Origin of the sequence: Pseudarthrobacter sp., assembly GCF_036675385.1 — a bacterium.
Taxonomy (GTDB): domain Bacteria; phylum Actinomycetota; class Actinomycetes; order Actinomycetales; family Micrococcaceae; genus Arthrobacter.
The window spans coordinates 1-5,189 of the sequence record NZ_JAKFFD010000128.1; the positions used below are offsets into that span (position 1 = coordinate 1).

The window sequence follows — 5,189 nt, forward strand, 5'->3', positions numbered from 1 at the left end:
CAAGTACGACCGGCTCAAGGCACTCAAGCGCACCTACGATCCCACGAACTTCTTCAGGCTCAACCAGAACATCAGGCCCGACTGATGACAGCGCTAGTGGATCGGAGAACGTCATGCTAAAAACCCTGCTCTGCAAGATGAATCTGCGCCACGATTGGCACATCAAAACCACGGACGACGGCGGCCGCTACCGGCGCTGCGCACGCTGCGGTAAGTACCAGGAAGGCAGCAGCGGCGGCAGGAATGGCAACTGGGCTGCGCCGCTGGGCATGTAATCGCAGCCTGCAACACGCACTGGACTATCACCATGGTTATGCCGCACACTGGACTCGGGAAAGCGCTTGCCCAATCTTAGTGTCCTCCGGGGCAGGAACGGAGCCCCATGGCAACATCACCTTCCGCCGCGTCACAGTCCGGCCATCACGGACACGCCGGACACTCGGCACCAGCGGCGAGGGTGGCGCTGGTAGGCGTCCACGGCTTCGGCACCCACCACCTGCGCAACCTCGAACGCCTTCAGGCCGCCGGCGTCGTCGAACTCGTAGCGGTAGCCGATCCCCAGCCGCCGGCCCCTGGGTCCGTGCCCTATACAGCCGCCGTTTTCCCGGGACTCACCGAACTGCTGGCTGCCACTCCGGACCTGGACGTGATCATCGTGGCCACCCCCATCCAGACCCACGCCCCGCTGGGCCTCGCCGCCCTGGCCACAACAGCGGACCTCTATCTGGAGAAGCCCCCGGTCGCTTCCCTGGCCGACTTCAACACCCTGTATGAGGCCGCCAAGGCATCCGGCCGGAGCGTGCAGATCGGCTTCCAGAGCCTGGGCTCGCACGCATTGGCGGCCATCGAGGAACTCGTGGCCAGCGGAGCCATCGGCACGCTGCAGGGCATCTCGGCCACCGGCCGCTGGGTCCGCGACAGGGCCTACTACAAGCGCTCCCGCTGGGCCGGGAAGCGGAGCATTGACGGCGTCGACGTGGTTGACGGCGTAGCCACCAATCCGCTGGCCCATGCCGTGGCAACCGCCCTCCGGATCGCCGGCGCCCGCACCATTGAAGATGTCGCCTCGGTGGAAACCGATCTCTACCGGGCCAATGACATCGAATCCGACGACACCTCCGTCATCCGGATCCGCACCGCCAAGGGACTTCCCGTCACCTGCGCACTCACCATCTGCGCCACCGAATCCGCGGAACCTCACGTCACACTGCAGGGCTCGCGGGGCAAGGCCGTGTTCCACTACACCGAAGACCGCCTCACCGTGACCACCCCTGCCGGGCAGACGGAGCAGGTCTTCGGCCGGGACGACCTCACGGAGAACCTGCTGGCCCACCGCCGCGAAGGCAGGGAACTCATCAGCCCGCTCCTGGACAGCGGAGCCTTCATGCTGGTGCTCGAAGCCATCCGGACCGCACCGCTGCCGGCCCTGATCGACGGCGCCTACATCCATTGGGCAGGTGACGGCGATGCTGCGCACGCCGTCGTCGTTGGAATCGAGGAAGCCCTGGAGCGCGCAACGCACGAGCACGCGACCTTCAGCGAACTTGGACTGCCATGGGCCCTGCCAGCACGCGGAACTGCTTCCTGATGGGCGTCTCCCGCAACCAGGAAGCAACCCCCACACTGACCCGACAAGGCCAGCTGCAGGCAGCCGGCCTGCTGACCGACGGCTTGGCGCACTGCCTCACTGCGTCGCTGCGCCCCGTGTTTGGCTGGACACTGGCCCGGCCGGCGGACGCCGACCCCGCCGCGGCCCGGCAGACAGGCTACGAAATCGCCGTCGAGGATTCGTCCGGAGCGGAGGTCTGGCACTCCGGACCCATCCCCTCATCCCGCCAATCCGGGATCCCCTACGGCGGTCCGGAACTGGCCGAGGACGCGGACTACAGCTGGCGCGTCCGGGTGAGCGACGCCGCCGGAAACCCCGGCACCTGGTCCGAAGCGGAGATCTTTAGCACCGGACTTTCGGACAGCGGATGGGATGCCGACTGGATCCACCGGGCCCCTGGCGGGCGGGCTCCGCTGGACGTCCTCGAAGGCGCCCTTCGCGTCGCCGGCTCCCCTTTCCTGCCCATTCCCTGCCCTCCCATCCGCCGTTTCTTGCTGGAATCACGTCTCCGGCCGGTGATGGGGTGGGCCGGCCTGCTCCTCCGCAGCAGCGGACCGGGCACTGGATTGCTGTTGGAACTGAACACGGCAGGCAATGTGGTGCTCCGCCGCGCCCCGGAATGGGACATCCCCGCCCCTGCCACTCCGGACACCGAGGTGCTGGCCAGCGCCCAGCTGCAACGCAACGCCGTTGCCAGCCAGGAACGGCTGCCCGGCAAGGACCTGGTCCCCGGCACCTGGCAGGATCTGACAGTTTCCGACGACGGGGCCACCGTCACCGTTAGCCTCGACGGCGTTGAACTGCTCACCGTCAACGAGCCGCTCCCCGCGGAGTTCGAGGGTCGGTTCGCGCTGCATCAGGGTCCCCGCAGCCAGGCCGAGTACGCCTCGATTCGGATCACCGACCGCGTGCCCGCTGACACGACTCAAGCCGTCGGCAAGGTGCTGCTCGACCACCGGTTCAGCGCCGGCCCGGAAGAGGCCCGCGCGTTCCTGGGCCACTGGGCACAAACCACGGCGCACCGGCAGCCCGACGAGTGGACACTTTTCCGCAGCACCGTCTTGCTCACGGGAACTGTGGCCCGGGCACGCCTCTTTGTGGCTGCGAGCCATCATGCGCAGGTGGCGTTGGACGGCACCGCTTGCCTGAGCACCACGTCCTTCGGCTACCCCGGCGAGGGATATTACGACGCCGCCGACGTCACCGCGCTGCTCGCGGCGCACTCCCCCGGAGTGCCGAAACAGTCGGGCCATCGGGGCCAGCCCACTCCGCAGCAGCCCGCGGAGGTCAAGCTGACCGCCCTACTGCACTGGTACGGCCCCGGCCAGGGCAGGGCTGCCGGCGTTCCCGGGCTGTTGGTCCGCTTGAGCGTGGACTACACGGACGGCCGCCGCGAGGTCTTCGGTTCCGGCCCGGACTGGACCGCCACCGAGGCCCCGTACCGGCAAGCGGGCTACCGGAACGATGAGGGCGATCCCGTGGAGCACCTCGACGGGCAGGCTGCGGCCGCCCTGGATGCAGGCCAGGACATGCCGCCGGCACTGAGCTACGGCCCCCACCCCGCCCCGGAGTTCCCTGCCCTTCACCCGCGGCGCACGTCCCTGTCCGAGGAGTTTGTTGCCCCGGAAGCCTTCCTGACCGCCGCGGACGGAACCCTCGTGGCGGACTTCGGCCGGGTCATCCCGGCACGCCCGGAGGTGGACTTCCGCACCGGAGTGGCCGGGCGGACCCTGATGATCCGGGCCGGCTACTCCCTGGACGCGGCCGGCCGGGTGGACCGGAGCAAAACGGCCAGCCAGAACACCGACATGTCCTTCCCTTACACCCAGGCCGAGGGTCCGCAGCAGTTCCGCGCCACCGTGCACCTGGGCTTCCGCTACCTGGAACTCCCCGGAGTGGAGGCATCGGACCTGACCCGGGTGGGCGCCGTCGTCATTCACGGGCAGCACCCGCAGGAGGGGAGCTTCAGCAGCTCCGACGCCACGCTGGACGCGGTGTTCCGGCTGCTGCGCGATTCAGCACTGCACGGGGTCCAGGAGCAGTTCGTGGACACACCCACCCGGGAGAAAGGCCAGTTCCTGGCCGACGCCGTCAACATTTCCTACGCCACCATGGCCCTGTTCGGCGAGCACGCCTACACGGCGCAGGCACTACGGGAATTCGGCTGGTCGGCCGGCCGCTACTGGACCGCCGGTGAGGACCGGGGCCGCTACAACGCGGTCTACCCCAACGGCGACGGGAAGCGGGACATCCCCGACTTTTCACTCATGATGCCGGAGTGGGCCGAGGAGTGCCATCTGCGCACCGGCGACCTCGCCCTGGTGGAAGAATTGCTCCCGCACCTGCGCGCCACCGCCGACTATGCGCTGCGGTACCTTGCCACGGAAGGCCCGACGGCGGGACTGGTCACCGAGCTGGGTGGCGGCGCCGGCCCCTACCTTCATGGCATTGTGGACTGGCCCGCGCCCGGCCGCTTCGGCTACGACATGGACTGCGCCGCCAAGACCACCGTCAACGCGCAGGCGTACTCGGCCCTGATGTCCACGGCCCGGTTGTGCAGCCTGGCCGGCCAGGAGGACGCGGCCGTCCGGTACGCCGGCCATGCCGGGGCTCTCGCGGAAACCATCCGCACGCGCCTGCGCGTGGGCGGCGTGATGGTGGACGGCCTGCACGCCGACGGCACACCCAGCTCCCACGCGTCCCAGCACGCCACTTCCTTCCCGCTGTCCCTGGGGATCACCGATCCTGCGTCTTCAGCGGCAGATGCGCAGCGGATCGCAGGCCAGGGCATGCGACAGGGGCCCATGACCGTGCATCGGCTGGTGCGGGCACTGCTGTCGGAGGGGCTGACGGACGCCGTCCTTGATCTGCTGACAAACCCAAACCAGCCCGGCTGGGCGCGGCTCCTGGAGGCCGGCGCCAGCTTCACCTGGGAAGCCTGGGAACTTGTGGACGGCACGGATTACAGCCAGTCGCACGCCTGGTCCGCCTCCGTGGTGAAGGAAATCCTGGAGTTCCTGCTCGGCGTCCGCGTGAGTGTTCCGGGCGGCAGCGAAGTGGTTATCGAACCACCGGTCTGCCGGCTGGAGCATGCCAAAGGAAGCGTCCCGCTGCCCAACGGCTCCGTCGACGTCGCCTGGCGGCGGACCGCAGTTGGAATGCAGCTGCAGTGCACGGTTCCCGCGGGCGTCACCGCCACCGTCAGGCTCCCCGCCGGCGGCTCTTACGGAATCCAGGGGCCGACGGCGGAGCCCGCCGTCGTGGGTTCGCGTGACTTCAGGATCCACGCAGGAACCTGGACCTTCACCCCCTCCGACCAAGACTGACGGAAACGACGAACGACGCCGGGTGCGGTTCGCATCCGGCGTCGTCCTTGTCTGGGTGACCCGAGTCTGGGGGTGTCCCGCCCGTTTAACTGAGGGAGCTCTTGATTTCCTCGATCGACTTCCTCGCCGCGTCCTGCGGGGAAATCCTGCTGAAGTGGACTTCGGTGGCGTACCGGGTCAGGACTTCGGAAACCGCACTTGATCCGGCGGGAGGCACGGCCGGGGCCTCGCCCACTTCATCGGCAATGTCATCG

Annotated in this window: 4 protein-coding genes; all 4 read left to right on the forward strand. The window is 68.4% G+C overall.

Annotated elements, in window-relative coordinates:
* The coding region (locus tag V6M49_RS19920) for a BBE domain-containing protein (protein ID WP_442959711.1) at nt 1-85 on the forward strand (85 nt) is incomplete at its 5' end.
* 28 nt (nt 86-113) lie between these two features.
* Nucleotides 114-275 (forward strand): hypothetical protein, encoded by a 162-nt coding sequence (locus tag V6M49_RS10035; protein WP_254751455.1) that lies wholly within the window; start codon nt 114-116, stop codon nt 273-275.
* Between the two features lie 107 nt (nt 276-382).
* Complete coding sequence (locus V6M49_RS10040; protein ID WP_332761015.1) at nt 383-1,588, forward strand: Gfo/Idh/MocA family protein; 1,206 nt, start codon at nt 383-385, stop codon at nt 1,586-1,588.
* Nucleotides 1,555-4,935: a family 78 glycoside hydrolase catalytic domain gene (locus V6M49_RS10045; protein ID WP_332761016.1), complete on the forward strand. Its 3,381-nt coding sequence runs from the start codon at nt 1,555-1,557 to the stop codon at nt 4,933-4,935. Before V6M49_RS10040 ends, V6M49_RS10045 begins: the two co-directional genes overlap by 34 nt.
* Nucleotides 4,936-5,189 lie beyond the last annotated feature (254 nt).